This is a genomic window from Sporosarcina sp. P12(2017) (assembly GCF_002743035.1).
Lineage (GTDB): Bacteria > Bacillota > Bacilli > Bacillales_A > Planococcaceae > Sporosarcina > Sporosarcina ureae.
Window position 1 is genome coordinate 1 of the sequence record NZ_PDYL01000001.1, and the last position, 17,161, is coordinate 17,161.

Here is a 17,161-nt window from a genome sequence, read left to right on the forward strand (position 1 = left end):
ACCGGAACGGAGAAAGGCCGACTCCTGAGGGATCAGCGTGCGTCTTGAGACCCTGGACGGAGCAAAGCGAAGGAAGCGGCTCAAGCCACGCCCCTCGGAAAGCGTGCCTTTCGGAGTGCAGGGAAACGGGGTGAAATAGTTATGTCCCAGCCTCTTTCTTACGGATCATTATCCATATGCTTTCTGATGCGCCTTTTTTCTCTTAATATAATCCTCATCTTCACGAATTGCGTCCCATCGTTCCTTGAAAATTTTTGCAGACTCCGCTTTGATCGGATCCATATCGCGCTCTTTTACCATTTCGTCTTCATTATACTTGTTTCCACTTTTATGATTTGCATAACGACGTGCGCGCGTATACCCCATTTGAATGAATTTACGTGCCATGTCCATTCCGACGAAATCATTATGCTTTCGATATTCTTCAAAGAGTTCATAAATTTTATCAGCAGACTCTTTTGCAATTTCAGGTGTTTTAAAACGCCAATGAGGTAAAATTTCACTTTTGTAAGGCTCAACCAACAACACCCCTTGTTCGCCTCTTCCTACTCTATATAATTCGGGTTGCTTGCGTAAGTCTAACGTACTGTAATCTACATCATAATCGAATGACATAAACTCACATCCTTTTTCCTCTACTGTACCCCTGAAAGAATGGTGAAAAACGTGAGAATTACTTATGTAAAATCCTTTACAACAGAACGTACATTCTTTATACTTAAACAAACAAAGGGAGGGAACGAGTGTGCGGTGTTCATTAGAAAAGGCATTACGATATGGCGATATTCTCGATGTGATGTATGAAGCGAAAGATGGTTCCATTAGCAAACGAAAAATCCGTGTACTGAATATACATGGCAAAACATTTACAGCGTACTGTTTTTTGCGTAATTCTAAACGAACTTTCCTAATTGATCATGTACTAGCAGTTGTTCCTGTAATAGTGAAAAAAGCGGTTATAGTTTAATCGAATTCATATAGAAAGAACTCAAGCGATTTGTCCTGTTTCGTAGGATACATCGCTTTTTAAGTTGTTTGAGGTATGAAGTAACGAAACGTAAGAAAATCAAATTTCATATAAAACGAGTTATATCATGTATAATTTAGAGCATTACGATCATTTTCGAGGTGAAATTATGATAGACCAGGATGTACCGAACGTGAATGTTAATTGGTTCTATAGACAAGAGGTTCAACATATAGTGGATAGCCAACAAATAGGGGAACAGATAGATGAGTTGAATCGTCATGTCATATGAGCAGAAACTGATGGCGATGAAGTCGCTGTTGAAAAAGACGACAGTTGTGAAAGAAGTGGAAGAGACTTTCAATACGCCGCCAGCACCAAGCTATGAAAAACGCTGGTTGACAACAGGCATGGAGAAAATTGAAAATGAATTTGGTGTTGTCTATAAGCGTGTTATTCATTATCCGCTCGATACAATGCACGGTGATTTTCGTTTGGGAGATGTAAAGAAAAAGCTAATGAAATGGTCCGAAGCTGATTATATGCATCCATTAGCCCCAAACGCTGGTAAGCTTCTATTTTTTGATACGGAGACAACAGGTTTGAAAGGCGCTGGAGCTGTTATTTTTCTCATCGGACTATTGGAATTAAAGTCCGATGAATTCATCATGACGCAGTACGTGTTGCCGAATCCAGATCATGAAGTGGCATTTCTTTATGCGTCAGAATTATGGAATGAAGGACTTACACTCGTCACATATAACGGGAAAAGCTTTGATTTCCCTCAACTCCAAACACGTTGGTCTTTGCATCGGAAACTGTTGCCTCCACTGCCTGTCCCGCACCAAATCGATTTGTTACATGGGTCGCGCCGAATTTGGAAAGGACAGATGGAATCATTCAAGTTGACTGAAGTAGAGAAAACGCAGCTAGGCTTTCACCGGAAAGACGATATACCTGGCCATATGGCACCTATTATTTATCAAGATGCGGTAAAAAATGGCCGTGCAGAAATTTTAATGAAAGTCATGTGGCATAATGAATGGGATATCCTATCGCTTGTGACTCTGTTTAGTTTATCCACTGATATTGTCATGGAAGAAGCTAGTCAGCAAAATGCTCAAATCGCAACGAATATCGCCAAATGGTTCCAAGATCTTGGTTTGAAAGATCATAGTTATACGGAACTTCAACGAATTGCGGAAGAGTACGGGACGAGTTATCCTATGACGCATTTTCATTTAGGTTTTTTACTAAAGCGCCATAAAGAAATCGATCGAGCCATTCAATCATTTGAGATCGTCGCAACGCACGGTACTGGCAGAGAACAGGTGCTAGCTTACGAGGAACTAGCAAAATTATATGAACACCAAGTAAAGGATTACTCGCTCGCATATGAGCACATACTATGTGCAGATCAACTAGTGCAGCAATCCGATGAATTTACATCACGTTTCAGTAATCGGATGAAGAAGTCTTTAGCAAAGCGAGAAATGCGAGTGAGTAGAAAACTATTTCCTGGGCAAGCGCAAGAAGCGCCACAAGAAGAACAATAGTCTTTTTCAGTAAGACAAAGAATGACAACATATGCTATAATGACCTTATGGAATCACAGACGGAAGGACGTTGTGTCATGGAATTAAAGCTAGATACGAAAACAATTTTAGAAAAAGAATTTAAGCAAGCCATTCGAGGCTATAAGCAAGAAGAAGTGGACTGGTTTTTGGATGATGTCATTCAAGACTATGAAACATTCAAAAAAGAAATTGCACGACTACAAGAAGAAAATACGAGATTGAAGTCGGAAGTCAATTCTTCCCAAAGACGTTCTCAAACACCGGCTCCTCAAACGACGAATATTGATATCATTCAGCGCATCGCGAACCTTGAAAGAGAAGTTTTTGGTGACAAACTGGTTCAGCCTGAAGAGTAAAAAATGTTCACTTAAAATAGAAGAACCGCCACAGTAAGGATGTGGCGGTTCTTTTTCGGTTTACTTACGTTTATTTCTCATTTCGATTAATTCCTCTAGCGATTTAAAATCTTGAACAAAGCCTACATGAATGGCTTCCCATAAATAATGGGACGCAATGGAACGTTCAGGTGCCCAAAGTGGTGATTTCTCAATGAGTAGCTGACGCCGTTCCGACTTTTCCACTCCATATAGCCACTGTGCAGCTCGCTGGATTCCTACGTCGTCTACAGCTAGCACGTCTGGCCGGCCGAGTGATAAAATCAAAAACATTTCTGCTGTCCATTTACCGATGCCTTTGACATGAATTAATTGTTGGAGAATCGCGTCATCATCATACGCCGCGATATGGTTAAGATCGAGATCACGATTCACTATTTTATCCGCAAGGTCCTTGACATATTCGGCCTTTCTCATAGTCAAGCCTACTTCTCTCAACTCTTCCTTTGACGTCATGATCAACCCGTCAACCGTTATATGCCCTCCAAGCAAATCGAGTAAACGAGCATAGATCGCGCTAGCTGCATTTACTGAAATCTGTTGACCAATCATGGATCGAACAATAGACGATAAATAATCTGTTCGTAAAGGTATGTCAATATCGCCAATCAGTGAAATTAACTGCTTAAGTTTTGGATCTTTTGCGCAAATAGATTGAACTGCTGGATCCTGTGTAGTTATATGAAGCATTTCCAAGTCGCTCACCTCTAGTCTTTAAGTCGGGTGGTAGTGAGTCAGACACCATCCTTCAACCATTTTGCCGTCAATGTATCAGCAGACAGCATCTCTTGCGGTGTACCTTCAAAGAGAACGGTTCCACCACGTTTTCCGCCGCCTGGACCTAGCTCAATTACCCAGTCACTAGCTGCAATGAAATCTAGATTATGTTCAATGATTATGACCGAATTCCCTTTGTTTACAAGTTTCTGGAACAATTCAAGTAGCTTACCATTATCACTCATATGCAATCCCAATGAAGGTTCGTCTAATAGATAGATTTGTCCTTCATTCTGTAAGTGGCTCGCCAGTTTAAGTCGCTGTATTTCCCCACCACTCAATGAACTTGTCGTTTGTCCTAACGTGAGATAATTTAATCCGACTTCATCCAGCATATCCATCCTTTTTACTATCTTCGGCATGACAAAATATTCTTTCGCCTCATCTACCGTCAATTCCAAGATTTCCGCGATGTTTTTCCCGCGGTATACGTAAGAAAGAGCTTCATCGGAATAGCGCAGTCCACCACAAGCCTCGCAAACAACGGTTACCGGGTCCGCAAATGCCACGTCTGGAGTGGTGACACCTTTCCCGTCACATACTGGGCAAGCGCCTAATGAATTAAAGCTAAATAAACCGGCTGGCTGTCCTGTTTCTTTCGCCAAGATCTGCCGGATATCATCCATGATTCCCATATACGTAGCTAGCGTAGAACGGCTAGAAATTCCGATTCGGCCCTGGCTTACTTTAATTATATCGGGATATTTTGCAGAGAACGCTTCAAACAAGAGAGAACTTTTACCTGAACCTGATACGCCACAGACAGAAACGAGAACGTTTTGAGGAATATCAATTGATACATCCTTGAGGTTATTATTATTCGCCCTAGTAACGACAAAATGATCGTTTGACTGACGTGGGTGCTGATTGATTTCTAATTTGTGATCCAGTTTTGTTAATGCAGAAGCATTCTTTAATCCATCAGGTTTCCCTTGATAAACGATTTCACCGCCTGCTGTACCTGCACCAGGACCCATTTCCACAATTTCATCCGCTACCTTTATAACGGATAAATCGTGTTCAATCACAATGACGGTATTATGGTTAGCTTTCAGACTTTTGAGCATCTGAATTAACATATCCACTTCTTCTGGATGAAGACCTGCACTTGGCTCATCAAAAATATAACTAATATTGTTTAAGCTGCTTCCTAAATGTCGTGCGATTTTTACTCGTTGCGCTTCTCCACCAGAAAGTGTTCCCATTTTTCGTGACAGGCTTAAATAGCCAAGTCCCAAATCAATCAATTGCTGTATATTGGGAATCGCCTGTTGTGCAATAGACTCACCTAAAGGATCTTGTATATTTTTCAGTTCGGGTAGAAGCTCTGTTAGTTCCAATTTATCGTATTCAGCAATATTGAAACCGTTGATTTTACTCTTCAACACTTCTGGATTTAATCCTGAGCCATCACAAGTAGGACAGAGTGTATGTGTCGATACAGCCAGTACATCTTCTTGTGACGTTTGTTTGAGTTTCGTAATATCTCGATTAATATATAGACGTACAAATCTAGGTAACAAACCATCCCACTCATGATCATGTGGGCCATCTTTCGTATGGAATGGCGCAAATACTCTTTCCCCTTCAGGTGGTCCATAGATCAATAAATTATACTGATCTTGCGGGTAGTCTTTAATGGGTAAATCGGGGTCGAATAATCCGCCTGTCATCATCCATCTACCTTGCCAACCGGAAGGGGACAATGGCTTAAACTGTACAGCGTACTCTCGAAGTGACTTATCCAAGTCGATAATTTTATGTAAATCAGGGTACACTACTTCACCGAACCCATTACATTCTGGACATTTACCAAAGGAGCTTTGACTGGAGAAATCAGTAGCTGAGCCAATTGCTGGCGTACCGATGCGAGAGAACAATAGACGAATCAATGGATGAATGTCCATATACGTCCCAACCGTCGAGCGAGTATTACCTCCAACCGGCTTTTGCTCTACCACAATAACTGGGCTTAAATGCTGCATTAAATCAGCACGTGGTCGTTCATAACGAGGCATTTGATTACGTACATAAAGCGGATAATTTAACGTCATCTGCCGTCTACTTTCCGTCGCCAACGTGTCAAACACGACCGAACTCTTGCCCGATCCTGACAAGCCAGTAAACACCGTAATCTCTTCCTTTGGCAAATTTAAATCTATATCCTTCAAATTGTTTTCTCGTAGTCCACGCAAAACAATCTCATCTTTGATTTCCTTCATATAAAAGCCCTCCTTCAAACAGTAAATAGTAGTCTTGCTAGCTGATTTCCCTGTTTTACAGAAGTTACACTATGTAATTTAGGAAAATGGGTGGGGAGAGACAGACATTTGTATCGGAGAGGCGAGTTGCAGTGCAAATAGCTACACCCAACGTTCCGCTTATGCTTTCCGATCAATTTTTGTATTGTTTTCAGTTGGAAAGGTGATGAATTAATGTAAGTGAACTCGTCTGCGCTCATTAATTCGCTTAAGCGCTCATACTTTCACTTCAACCGCTCTTAATTTACAATAAACGCTCATACCTCACTTGTATCTGCTCTATATCAAACTTTAACCGCTCATCAACTATATCCAACCGCTCAATCCACACTATATCTACACCAGATTCCGAACTCAATCTGCTCTCAAACTGAAAAAATTTCTAAGATAACAGTAAGTCACTTACTACTACCAGTAAGTAATCTATATGTAACCATCCAAACCATTCTCCATTTCACTCCAAACATTTAATTTAACTCATTCCAATCGTATCCATTGTATAATGAACTGATTTGGTGTATACTCAGGAGTGCCATAGAGAGTATTTAGGTAATCGCTGCAACTTCGGTTGTAGAGGAAAGTCCATGCTCACACGGATCTGAGATGACCGTAGTGTTCGTGCTCGGTGAAAAAATAAGCCGGGGCAATGCATCTGCATTGATGGCGAGAATAACTCCTAAGTCTTCGGATATGGACTAGATTCTCTGAAAGTGCCACAGTGACGTAGTCGGCATGGAAACATGTCGAGTGGAACGGGTAAACCCCACGAGTGAGAAACCCAAATTATGGTAGGGGCGTTCTTCCGAAAGAATTCAATGGAGGAAGGAACAGGCAATTGTCTGTAGATAGATGATTACCACTTCAAGTACGAGGCGCGAGCCGTTTGAGTACCGAAGAACAAAACATGGCTTACAGAATATTCTATGGCATTTACCTTACAATTAGCTCTCCTACAGTTTTGGGAGAGTTTTTCTTTTTATAGAAACGAACGTATACATATACCTTTCCGATGACGGAAGAAACATATTGACCAGATGCAAAGAATGGAGTGTTGAAACATGAGTGAATACAAATTAGTAGCAACCGCTGCGATGGGACTTGAATCCATCGTTGCGTCTGAAATAAAAGATCTTGGCTATGACTGCCAGACAGAGAACGGAAAAGTCTATTTTACGGGTGACGAGGAAGCAATCGCTCGAGCGAATATGTGGTTGCGCGTGGGCGACCGTGTACGAATTATTGTGGGCGAATTTAAAGCCTTTACGTTTGATGAATTATTCGAACGTACGAAAGCTTTACCATGGGAAGAGTTCTTGCCGGTAGATGCCGCTTTCCCGGTTTCAGGTAAATCCGTCAAGTCAAAATTATTCAGCGTACCTGACTGTCAGGCGATCGTGAAAAAAGCGATTGTGGAACGATTGAATAGCGCATATAAACGCACTGGATTCTTAAGTGAATCAGGTCCGCTTTTCAAATTAGAAGTATCTATAGTAAAAGATCAAGTAATTTTGACAATAGATTCCAGTGGCCAAGGCTTGCATAAGCGCGGCTATCGAATGGCTCAAGGGGATGCGCCACTGAAAGAAACGATGGCAGCTGCACTCGTAAAACTCTCTAAGTGGAGCCCGAATCGTCCATTTGTAGATCCATTCTGTGGTTCAGGTACGATTGCTATTGAAGCAGCGATGATTGGACAAAATTTAGCGCCAGGTTATAATCGTTCATTCTTAAGTGAAGAATGGCCTTGGATGAAAGCGGATGTATGGGATCGTGTTCGCGAAGAAGTAGAAGACGTTGCGAAGTATGATTTGGAACTTGATATTCGTGGCTTTGATGTAGATCACAATATCGTCTCTGTGGCACAGCGAAATGCTATGGAAGCCGGGTTTACAGATTTGATTTCATTCGAACAGCGAGACGTGCGTGATTTGAGACTTGAAGGACAAAATGGAGTTTTGATCGCCAATCCGCCATACGGTGAACGACTTGGTGAAGTGGAAGAAGCAGAAAGTATTGCAGAGGTGCTTGGTGAGATTATGAAACAATATCCATCATGGTCCGTATATATTTTATCTTCACTTGAAAACTATGAAACGATGTACGGCAAACGTGCAACAAAAAAACGTAAACTATTCAACGGCTTCATCCGTACTGATTTATATCAGTTCTGGGGACAGCGTTCATAATTAGACGGGCAGGAAGAGGAGAAGATCCCTCTTCCTTTCGCTTGCATTCAGGAGGAGTTACTATGAGTACAAAAATTCCATTTGAGTTGGATAAAGGTCAAACATTTTATGAATCTCTCAACGATTGGCTCGGGGATACGTTATATGATGATTTAACAGAAAAAGGATTCGAATGCCGTGATGAGCAAATTTATATGGCATTTCAAATAGAAAAAGCGCTGAAAGAAAAAAACGTCTTGCTTGCAGAGGCAGGAGTAGGTACGGGAAAAACGATTGCGTACTTATTGCCGGCTATTGCGTATGCACGTTATACAGGTAAACCAGCAGTGATTTCCTGTGCAGATGAAACACTGATCGATCAATTGATCAAAGAAGAAGGCGATATTCAGAAATTGAGTACGGCACTTAATATGACAGTGGACGTCCGTTTAGCGAAAGCACGAAATCAGTATATTTGTCTAAAACGTCTAGAAGAAACGAGCATGAAGACGAACGAAGACTTTGTCGATTTAGTCGAAGATCAATTACCAGAGTTCGTGCATGCGGAGCGTTCATTGCAATCGGTATATCCTTATGGCGAGCGTTCAGATTATCCATATTTGGCTGACAATGAGTGGGAAATGATCAATTACCACCCGATCATGCAATGTGCGGCTTGTGATATTCGTAATCGTTGCGGGCAAACGATTCATCGTAATCATTATCGTGAAGCTGCAGACTTGATCATTTGCTCACATGACTTCTATATGGAACATTTGTGGACAAAAGAATCACGTGTTAGACAAGGGCAGTTGCCTTTATTACCTGAAGTATCGATGGTCGTCTTTGATGAAGGACATTTACTTGAGTATTCCGCTCAGCGTGCGTTGACGTATGAGGTGCAAGAACAAACGATTATCAACTTGCTTGAACGTATTATGGTGGATGGCATCCGAGAGAAAACATTGCAGTTAATGGAGCAATTGCTCGAGACGCATGAACTGTTTTTCAAACAGTTGAAAAGTAATGCTACGCAAAATGATAATGAACGGCTCACTATCGAAAAGAATCAAGATATGATGAAGCTTGCTAAAACAGCCGTCTCATTATCCAATGAGCTTCTTGAAGAATTTGTTTTTGAAGGCGAATTATATGTAATTCCTGAATATGACTTAAAAATTGTCGAAGAATATTTGGAGCAATATATCTATTCAATGGAGCTATTTGCAGGCGACAACGACGCGGTAGATTGGCTTGAAAATCGTCGCGAAGAAAGTACGTTGCTCATTATGCCAAGACTTGTAACGTCTATTTTGAAAGAGAAATTATTTACAGGAACTATGCCAATTATTTTCTCGTCTGCTACATTGTCAGTTGAGAAATCATTTGATTATTTAGCATACAGTTTAGGAATAGTAGATTATCAATCATTCTCTATCGCATCGCCATTCGACTATGAAAATGTCATGAAAATTCATTTGGAACAAGGGAATACGAATGAGAACATCGCACGCCTTTCCGAGTTATTGGAACAAGAGGAACAGACATTGGTATTGTTCAATTCCAAGCAATCCATGATGGAAGCATACGATCAATTACCACTTGAACAAAGCGTCATGGTGACGTATGAAGGGGAACGTTCACTATCTTCATTGGTGAAAGACTTCCAGCAACGTAAAGTCCCTGTCTTCTTCTCGTATCATTTGTGGGAAGGTCTGGATTTACCAAATGACGCGCTGACTCGTGTCATTATCTTCGATTTGCCGTTTCCACCGCATGATCCATTATTCCAAGCTAGAAGAGAATATGCCGAAGATCCGTTTGATGAAGTGGAATTACCCTTTATGCTGTTGCGTTTGCGACAAGGAATTGGTCGATTAATTCGAACGAGCGATGATTACGGTTCGATTCATCTATTTGTAAAACCGGAGAATATAGAATTATTGCCGGTGATTGAACGTGTGCTGCCTGTACCATTCTCTTGAACAGGATAGAAAAAGCGTGCAGACGTCGGAATTCCGACATCTACACGCTTTTTTGCCTGTTATCGTTCTTCGTCAATGGTAAGCAATAAATTTAAAGTCTGGCCATCTTCAAATTTCACAGGAATTTTAAATGCTTGCTTAAAGCCATAAAATTTAGTTTGTCCTGTCATGACCGTGGGCGGTGAAATATCTAACGTTAAATCATCCTTTTCCAATACCGTACAAAGATTTCCTGCAATCATATTTCCAAGTTCTCCAGTGAATGACTCAGCCATATCTCCTTCAATTTGCATACCGAACATAGCTAGACCAATTTCACTGATAATGGAATGTGTAGGCTCTACAATTAAACGACCTTTAATATTTCCAATTAGACCGATCAATACACTGATTTCACGTTGTTCATACGGTTGCTGTATAAGGGCAGGAGAAAGTACTTGGAATTTTAATGGAACTACAGTAGTGAGGGAAGCAATCGTTGCATTTAACACTTTTTGTACATTTGTTGCTGTATCCATCTAAAGGAACACCCTTTCCCGAACAAGTTGTTAGTTCAATCATATCACCAAACATGTCCAAAAGACTAGTTAAATTTTCGGTGAATAGTTAAACTGTCACTGTTCAATCAAAATCTTCGAAATTGGCTAACATAATTACCTAGAGAATAGGTGTATAATGCTTTCTCCATTATAAAAGTAATACTTATAAAGTAACTATCTATTTTTTCACGCATTAATGGTATGATGAGATGAGTTTAAATTGAAAGGACGACGATTATGTCTACAAATCATGAGTATTTACAGCAATCAGCTACATATGGACAAATTTTTTCAAATAATGAAGATGATGAACGCAAAGCAAAGACGACATTACTTGCTAATAAAATAATCGACAAAGAATATACAATTGCTTTTGCTGGACACTTTTCGGCAGGAAAATCTTCGACAATCAATGCATTAACAGGAGACGACCTTTTACCATCTAGCCCTATTCCGACAAGTGCAAATATTGTGAAGGTGCATAAAGCGGATGAGGATTATGCTATTATCCATCGTGTCGATGGCAGTGCAGTGAAATTTAGCGGTCATGGTTTCTCTGAAGGCGTGAAAGCGTACAGTAAGGACGGGGCTGAAGTTTCATTAGTTGAAATTGGTCATACTGAATCCAATTTACCAGAAGGCATTACAGTAATGGATACACCAGGCGTCGACTCTACAGATGATGCACATAGATTATCTACAGAGTCTTCATTGCATTTAGCGGATCTCGTATTCTATACGATGGATTATAACCATGTACAATCTGAAATGAATTTCCGTTTCACAAAAGAATTGATGCGTTATAATAGCAACGTTTATTTAATTATCAACCAGATTGATAAGCATCGTGACAGTGAATTATCATTCGATGAGTTCAAAAAGTCGGTTGAAGATTCGTTCAAGTTATGGGGGGTAGAGCCAAAAGGGATTTTCTACACGTCATTGAAACAACTGGATCACCCGCATAATGATTTTGAAAAAGTTAAAGCAATTGTGGATGGTTCGATTGAACACCGCGAAGAGAACTTTGAACAGAATGTTGAGCAATCCTTATTGAAATTAAAAGATGAGCATATGAAATATCTTCAGCAGCAAGTAGATGACTTGAAGGAGAACCATTCGGAAATTCTTAGCGAATCCGAGTGGGATCAGTTTGAAGAGTTGAATCAAGATTTGAAGGATGCGAAAAAACGTCTAGAACTAGTCTCAGGTGACGAATTCTATGTGAATTTCGAGAAAGAACGCAATGAATTGTTGTCGAACGCGGGCCTTGCTCCGTTTGAAACGAGAGAATTACTGAAAGATCATTTGGAAGCGAAGTCACCGAAATTCAAAGTCGGTTTACTATTTGGCGCGAAGAAGACGGCAGAAGAGCGTGAGAAACGTCGTCAAAAGTTAAATGATAATATTTCAGGTCTGGCTCACACACAAATCGAGATTTATATGAAGTCATTGATGAAAAGTTCATTGAAACTAGCAGGAATTTTAACCGATGAGCGTTCACTTAAGATTGATAATATGGACCTGACACTACCGTTTGACGAAGTGGATGAGCAACTGCATGTTCAAGAAGTGATCACCGGTGAAACCATTTTAAATTACGCAGAGCAAATGAAGCGTGCTATTCATTTAGTGTATAAGCGTAAAACGGATAAATGGAAACAAGATATGTCTGTCATCGCGAAAAAATCCGGCGGCGAGCAATCAGGACCTCTTGTTGAAACCATTGCGATGTTGCAAGAAAAAGTAGATGCACTGAAAGAAATGAATAAGTGGCAAGAGCGTATGGAATGGGTCGATAAAGAAATCGCCAATCCATCTGCGCCGACACGTATGGGGCGCGACCAACTTGTTGCCAAATGGGAACAGCCTAAGAAAATCGAAACAATTGATTATGTAGCGAAAGTAGAAGAGCAAGAAACTACTGCTGAAGAAGTAGAAGAAGTAGTGGAAGAGGAACGTCAAATTGTCGATTCAGAAAAAGCGATTGTTCATGCACAGCATATCGCCGAATCAGTCGGATCTATTCCAGGATTTGCAGAAACGGCATCGTATTTGATGACGAAAGCAGATCGCTTAAAAGGACAAGAATTCACAGTTGCATTGTTTGGCGCATTCAGTGCAGGGAAATCTTCATTTTCTAACGCGTTGATTGGCGAAAAGGTGTTGCCTGTTTCACCGAATCCAACAACGGCTGCGATCAACCGAATTCGTCCAGTAAGTGAAACACACGTGCATAATACTGCAGATATCCACTTGAAGGATGTAGCCACGATGACAGAAGACGTAGCGTTGTCATTCGGTGCACTCGGTATCGATATTTCTTCACTTGAAGATGCCTTCAATAAAACGGATGCTGCAATGAAACAACCACTTGAAGACGAGAACTTGCACATCCATAAGTCGTTCATCAGCGCATTCCAGAGAGGGTATCCATTATATACGGCTGCACTCGGTACGACGTTGACGGTAGAGCGTGAAGAGTTTACGAAATTCGTTGCACAAGAGGAGCGCAGCTGTTTCGTCGACTCTATCGACTTCTTCTATGACTGTCCGTTAACTCGCCACGGTATTACATTGGTGGATACACCGGGAGCGGACTCCATCAACGCGCGTCACACCGACGTAGCATTTGAATATATTCGTAATGCCGATGCGATTCTTTTCGTTACGTACTATAACCACGCATTCGCACGTGCCGACCGTGAATTCCTTATTCAGCTGGGCCGTGTAAAAGATGCATTCGAACTCGATAAAATGTTCTTTATCGTCAACGCAATCGACCTGGCTTCGAATGAAGAAGAAGGCGAAGAAGTAAAAGGCTTCGTTGCGAATGAATTACAGAAATTCGGAATCCGTAATCCACGGGTGCACGGTATTTCAAGTCTTGAAGCTTTGGAAGGGAAGTTAACACAACAACCGAATCCATTGATGGTCGACTTTGAAGAGAAATTCTATTCATTCCTCGAGCATGATCTGCGTGCACAAGTCGTGCAGGCGCTAGAAGAAGAAACTACGAAAACAATCGATCGTCTAGCATCATTGATCGACAGAACGATCCAGAACCGCTCACGTAAGGCGGAGAGATTGGAAGAGCTCGCGACTGCTGAAATGGCAATTAAAGAGCGTTTTGAAAAGAGCGCAAGTGAGATTTTAGTGAAATCCACTCAAGATGAATTAAGTGAACTCGTCTACTATATTTTGCAACGTGTATTCTTACGTTTCGGTGATTTCTTCAAAGAGGGATATAGTCCGTCTACATTCGCGAAAAATTCATCGGACAAAGCATTGAAAATTGCATTGGCGGAAACGGTCAATATGGTAGGCTTTGACTTAACGCAGGAATTGAAAGTAACGAATTTGCGTATTCTTCAGTACATGAAGAAACAATTGTTAGAACGTCAACGTATGGAAGTTCGTTCATTATCTGATATGGACCAGTCGATCGTGCCTTCTCCTTATGAGCCGAACGACAAAGAAATGCTGTCATTTGACACGCCATATGAAGATCCTTTGAAATACAGCGCAGTCAATAAATCGTTCAAAAATCAAAAGTCGTTTTTTGAGCGCGGTGATCGCGATATCTTGAAAGCGAAGCTAGAAGAAACATTGAAAAAAGACGCGTCCAGCTATCTTGGCGATCAGAAAGAACGTATTGAGAAGTGGGCAGACTTATGGATTGACGATGAAGCAGAAGCACTACGCGTTCATTTGTTACAGGAAAGTCTAGTACAAATCGAATCGGAGCGTACATTGCTTGATGGTTCGGAACAGCTGGAACAATGGCAGAAAACGTATGAAAAAATCCGTCAAGAGGAGTTGGTTCAATGACGCAAGTATTCGTATCGATTCACGATATAGAGACAAGTCATGCGAAATGGATCGATGCGCGCTTTTCATTGCAAGATGAAGAGCGTGGCAAACTTGATTATCAAAAAGAACACGTAAAAGGCGCGATTCATTGGGATTTAGCAGAAGATCTATCTGGCACATCTTTAGAAGGTGGACGTCATCCGATGCCCACTACTGAACACTTGACTGAGCTGTTCCGTAAAAGCGGACTGGAACGTACAGATACTATTTTGGTTTATGACGATGGTGGAAGTCCTTTTGCAACACGTGCTTGGTGGATGTTGCAGTATGGAGGTTTCACGGATGTGCAGGTCGTAACAGAAGGATATGCTGAATTACGCGAAATTGTAGATGTAACAAGTGACTCTGCTACGCCTGCGCGCTCAACGGTGGAACCGCAGTGGCAAGAGCATCTATACGCAAGTAGAAGTGAAGTCGAAGAAGTGGTGGCGGGCAATCGAGCGTCACAGCTTGTCGACGCACGTTCTGAAGTTCGTTATCGCGGAGAAAAAGAGCCGCTTTACCATAAAGCAGGCCATATACCGACAGCGCGAAACTTCGATTGGGAACAATTGAAGCAAGACGGACAATATGATGTGCAGCAAGCGAAAGAACAATTACAACAAGTCGTATCACCTGAAGATGATGTGATGGTCTACTGTGGCAGCGGTGTAACGGCTTCCCCTTTATTCGCAGCACTTAAAGAACTGGACTATCCAAATGTAAAACTATATGTCGGCAGTTTCAGCGATTGGATTTCCAAAGACGACGCACCGATCGAAACCGCAATAAGGGGTTGAAACACGATGCAATACGCATTACTCGGAGATATTCATTCATCGAAAGAAGATTTGCAAGCTGTACTGGCACAAATTGCCGATAAAGCACCCGAAGCAACTCTCATTGGGACGGGCGATTTATACGAATGCACGGTCAGCAAAAAAGACCTTCATGGACAAATTTACCCTACTGTCGAAGAAGTGATTAAACACCCGGATGGCATCGATGAGCTATTCACTTTTCCGTCCATCTACGGCAATCAAGAAGAACGTATTCTGTTGCTGACAAAGCAGATGGAACCTATTCGGAACTTCTTGAACGACTTACCCGAGACTTTGAAGATAGATCAGGCAGTTGTCATCCATGGACACCAATGGCCGCATAACGAAGCGGAGGCGTGGCTTGCTGAGCAATTACCAGAAGCACCCCTAGTCTTTCACGGACATACCCACCGATCAAGCTTTATGAGCGATGGAAAACCCGTAGCCATTAACTGGAACGACAAGATATCAGTGAGGGGTTCACGAACTGTTGTCAACGTGGGAGCTGTAGTGGGCTCTAGGGAATGGGTGTTATATGACTCTGAAAAACAAAACGTTAGCTTTATGAAAGTGTCACAAGGCTAAATGGGTTTATGTCTGACTCGTTTAGTTAGGTAGAGAATAGTAAAATCACAAGTGAAGCATCGCATTTTGCGGTGCTTTTTATTTTTGAAATATTTTTGGATATCTTTGGTATACTGACGTTGAAGGTTAAAGAATTATAGATGGTAAACTAAATATTAGGAATAGTTTTATACTGTTAGTATGATGGAGTTATTAAATAGATAGTAGGAGGAGTGTAGAGATGACAAAATATGAATTATCAAATGTGTGGAAGTGGGAAGTAGAGAATTCGAATAGAGGTGGTAATCGTCCGACAGCCGGTGAACGTTTCGAACAAAAACTACCAGTCGGAGAGGCACCGTTCCAACTCTATTCACTGGGAACGCCGAACGGTATTAAAGTGACGATTATGCTGGAAGAATTAAAAGAGTTGGATGTCGATGGTGCAGACTATGATTTGTATACAATCAATATTGGAGCCGACGAACAATTTGGTTCAGATTTTGTCAAGATCAATCCTAATTCTAAGATCCCAGCCCTAGTCGATCAAAGTCAAAGTCCACGTGTGGAAATTTTTGAATCAGGGTCAATTTTGCTTTACTTGGCTGAGAAATTTAATAAGCTGATCCCCACAGATATTCATGGACGGACAGAAACCCTTAATTGGCTATTCTGGCAAATAGGGTCGGGTCCTTATGTTGGTGGAGGGTTTGGTCACTTTTTTGCTTATGCACCAGAGCCTATGAAATACCCAATTGATCGTTTTACTATGGAAACGAAACGTCAATTAGACTTACTAGATAAAATATTAGCTCAACGTTCTTATATCGCTGGCGATACCTATACTATTGCAGATATTACGATATGGTCTTGGTACGGACGTTTAGCTTTAGGAAAATTGTATGAAGGCTCTTATGAATTTTTAAACATGGATGAATATACCCATCTCTTGGAATGGTCTCATCGCATTGCGAAACGACCAGGCGTTCAAAAAGGTCTTGCAGCAGAGTATCAGTCGCTTGGGGAGTAGTTTTGCTTAATGTACCTGTGCAAGAAACTATCATGAATGTTCAAACATTCACGTTAAGTCAATATATCAAAAATGAACGACAGTAAGTAATGTTACTCCAATAAAGTACCCGTTTTCGATAATCGTATCAGGGGGGTACTTTATTGGAGTTTATTTTTGTTGAAAATACCAGATTCGAACACTATTCAGACTGGTGTTGGAACCTGGTGCCTTTAACATAGGAGTGGT

13 protein-coding genes and 1 other RNA gene are annotated in these 17,161 nt (G+C 41.2%); 10 read left to right on the forward strand and 4 right to left on the reverse strand.

The features are described from left to right. Window positions 1–168: 168 nt before the first annotated feature. Window positions 169–615, reverse strand: a complete 447-nt coding sequence (locus CSV80_RS00005; protein WP_099669068.1) for a DUF4385 domain-containing protein — start codon at window positions 613–615, stop codon at window positions 169–171. Window positions 616–745: 130 nt separating this feature from the next. Between CSV80_RS00005 and CSV80_RS00010 the strand changes: the two genes are divergently transcribed. The 3 genes from CSV80_RS00010 (at window position 746) to gpsB (ending at window position 2,900) form a co-directional block, all read left to right on the forward strand. Then, window positions 746–967 (forward strand): transcriptional regulator, encoded by a 222-nt coding sequence (locus CSV80_RS00010; protein WP_099669069.1) that lies wholly within the window; start codon window positions 746–748, stop codon window positions 965–967. 281 nt (window positions 968–1,248) lie between these two features. Further along, on the forward strand, window positions 1,249–2,523 hold the full coding sequence (locus tag CSV80_RS00015; protein ID WP_099669070.1) for a ribonuclease H-like domain-containing protein: 1,275 nt from the start codon (window positions 1,249–1,251) through the stop codon (window positions 2,521–2,523). A 77-nt stretch (window positions 2,524–2,600) separates the two neighbouring features. After that, on the forward strand, window positions 2,601–2,900 hold the full coding sequence (gene gpsB, locus CSV80_RS00020; protein ID WP_029052994.1) for a cell division regulator GpsB: 300 nt from the start codon (window positions 2,601–2,603) through the stop codon (window positions 2,898–2,900). A gap of 60 nt (window positions 2,901–2,960) precedes the next feature. On the opposite strand, the gene CSV80_RS00025 is transcribed toward gpsB, so the two are convergent. Further along, window positions 2,961–3,629, reverse strand: coding sequence for a DNA-3-methyladenine glycosylase family protein (locus CSV80_RS00025; protein WP_143560438.1), 669 nt, complete (start codon window positions 3,627–3,629; stop codon window positions 2,961–2,963). Between the two features lie 44 nt (window positions 3,630–3,673). After that, entirely contained in the window at window positions 3,674–5,938 is a 2,265-nt protein-coding gene (locus tag CSV80_RS00030; protein WP_099669072.1) for an ATP-binding cassette domain-containing protein, read from the reverse strand. 580 nt (window positions 5,939–6,518) lie between these two features. Between CSV80_RS00030 and rnpB the strand changes: the two genes are divergently transcribed. The 3 genes from rnpB (at window position 6,519) to CSV80_RS00045 (ending at window position 10,127) form a co-directional block, all read left to right on the forward strand. Continuing rightward, an RNA gene (gene rnpB, locus CSV80_RS00035) (RNase P RNA component class B) lies at window positions 6,519–6,894 on the forward strand. A 141-nt stretch (window positions 6,895–7,035) separates the two neighbouring features. After that, entirely contained in the window at window positions 7,036–8,163 is a 1,128-nt protein-coding gene (locus tag CSV80_RS00040) for a THUMP domain-containing class I SAM-dependent RNA methyltransferase (protein WP_099669073.1), read from the forward strand. A gap of 62 nt (window positions 8,164–8,225) precedes the next feature. Continuing rightward, the gene (locus CSV80_RS00045) at window positions 8,226–10,127 is read left to right on the forward strand and encodes an ATP-dependent DNA helicase (RefSeq protein WP_099669074.1); all 1,902 of its coding nucleotides are present in this window, start codon (window positions 8,226–8,228) and stop codon (window positions 10,125–10,127) included. A gap of 59 nt (window positions 10,128–10,186) precedes the next feature. Here CSV80_RS00045 and CSV80_RS00050 read toward each other — a convergent pair whose 3' ends face one another. Next, complete coding sequence (locus tag CSV80_RS00050; RefSeq protein ID WP_099669075.1) at window positions 10,187–10,645, reverse strand: chemotaxis protein CheX; 459 nt, start codon at window positions 10,643–10,645, stop codon at window positions 10,187–10,189. Window positions 10,646–10,903: 258 nt separating this feature from the next. Here CSV80_RS00050 and CSV80_RS00055 point away from each other — a divergent pair, with 258 nt between their 5' ends. The 4 genes from CSV80_RS00055 to yghU all read left to right on the forward strand — a co-directional run bounded on the left by CSV80_RS00055 (window position 10,904) and on the right by yghU (window position 16,933). Beyond that, complete coding sequence (locus tag CSV80_RS00055) at window positions 10,904–14,497, forward strand: dynamin family protein (RefSeq protein WP_099669076.1); 3,594 nt, start codon at window positions 10,904–10,906, stop codon at window positions 14,495–14,497. Further along, complete coding sequence (locus CSV80_RS00060; protein WP_099669077.1) at window positions 14,494–15,318, forward strand: sulfurtransferase; 825 nt, start codon at window positions 14,494–14,496, stop codon at window positions 15,316–15,318. Before CSV80_RS00055 ends, CSV80_RS00060 begins: the two co-directional genes overlap by 4 nt. 6 nt (window positions 15,319–15,324) lie before the next feature. Then, window positions 15,325–15,924 (forward strand): metallophosphoesterase family protein, encoded by a 600-nt coding sequence (locus tag CSV80_RS00065; RefSeq protein ID WP_099669078.1) that lies wholly within the window; start codon window positions 15,325–15,327, stop codon window positions 15,922–15,924. Between the two features lie 220 nt (window positions 15,925–16,144). Further along, a complete protein-coding gene (yghU, locus tag CSV80_RS00070; protein WP_099669079.1) occupies window positions 16,145–16,933 on the forward strand; it encodes a glutathione-dependent disulfide-bond oxidoreductase in 789 nt (262 codons plus the stop codon). Window positions 16,934–17,161: the final 228 nt, after the last annotated feature.